Source organism: Photobacterium sp. GB-36 (assembly GCF_003026135.1).
In the GTDB taxonomy this organism is placed as follows: domain Bacteria; phylum Pseudomonadota; class Gammaproteobacteria; order Enterobacterales; family Vibrionaceae; genus Photobacterium.
Map to the genome: position 1 here is coordinate 1 of NZ_PYNY01000067.1, position 1,183 is coordinate 1,183.

2 protein-coding genes are annotated in these 1,183 nt (G+C 41.0%); one reads left to right on the forward strand and one right to left on the reverse strand.

The window, feature by feature from the left end; translation table 11 throughout:
* The coding region (locus C9J46_RS21275; protein WP_199190663.1) for a phage integrase N-terminal SAM-like domain-containing protein at positions 1–210 on the reverse strand (210 nt) is incomplete at its 3' end.
* A gap of 250 nt (positions 211–460) precedes the next feature.
* Between C9J46_RS21275 and C9J46_RS21280 the strand changes: the two genes are divergently transcribed.
* Positions 461–940 (forward strand): lecithin retinol acyltransferase family protein, encoded by a 480-nt coding sequence (locus C9J46_RS21280; RefSeq protein WP_107291491.1) that lies wholly within the window; start codon positions 461–463, stop codon positions 938–940.
* The last annotated feature ends 243 nt before the right edge of the window (positions 941–1,183 follow it).

The window sequence follows — 1,183 nt, forward strand, 5'->3', positions numbered from 1 at the left end:
ACTCCATGAATGTGTTTTGATCAGTTGTGTAAAATACCGTTTCAGGTCGTCGGTAGTTAACGTGTCTGGCGATTTATCCAGTTGATGGGTAATGCGACGTAGAGCACGACTATAAGCATCAATCGTAAAGGGACGTTTACCTTGCAAGGTGAGATGAGTAAGGTGTTGTTCATAAAGATAATCTGAACGATGTTGTTGCGCTTTGTTCATGATAAATATTCCTTTTTTAAAGGTATATTCACCGTAGTCGAGCTTATGGGCTTTCACTCTGCCGCGCAGCGGCTTCGTTCAACAAGCACTTCAAGTCGGAACAAAAACAGTTGGCTTTGTTCCGCTACGCTCCACATTATAGCCAACTATTTTTGTCCGCTTAAGTGGGCGTTATACCTATGCAACCACTTGAAATTCAAAAGTATGCCTACATATTGATATCGTCAATTAATCAAATGTAGGGATACATATGTCAATTCAAAATCTAAATCCTGGCGATATTGTTGTCAGTAACTTCGGTGTTTATCAGCACTGGTCTCTAGTTTCAGATTCTTTGTGTGAAAAGGGGCTACCTATGCTCATTTCTGCAACCCAACGAAATGGCACCGTTCAAGAAGAGAGCTGGGATGTGGTGACTAAAGGTAAACATACCTATCCAGCTAAAGTTACTTACGACCGCCCAGTTCCAGAGGTACTCGAACTCGCTCGTTCTCAAATTGGGGAGTGGAAATACTCGCTAACAGACCGAAACTGTGAGCATTTTGCTAAATGGGCTACAGGTTTAAAAATGTCTTCGACTCAAGTTATTGCTGGTGCAACTGGTGCTGTTTTGGGCGCAAGCTTAGTTGGTTTATGCTCAGAAAATCCGAAGTTTGCTAAATTTCTCGGTGGTGCATTAGCTCTGGGCGGTTTAGCCGTTTTAGCTACTAAAGCCGTCGAGAAAAAATAGGTATAAAAACAATTTAAGAGGGATTCCCAACGCTTGGCATTTTTGCTTCTACTTCAATTTTAGTGTTTATGGCACAATGCTTTAAGTTGGGTGATAGCGTTGCTCACCCCTTAATTGGGCGTTATAAATACGGGTAAGTTATTCATAATAAGGACATTCAATGAATCAGATTAATATCCAACACTTTAAACATCCTTATGCCGAATTTGTGCTTGGTTCATATGACGGTAAGCTTTGTCTTTG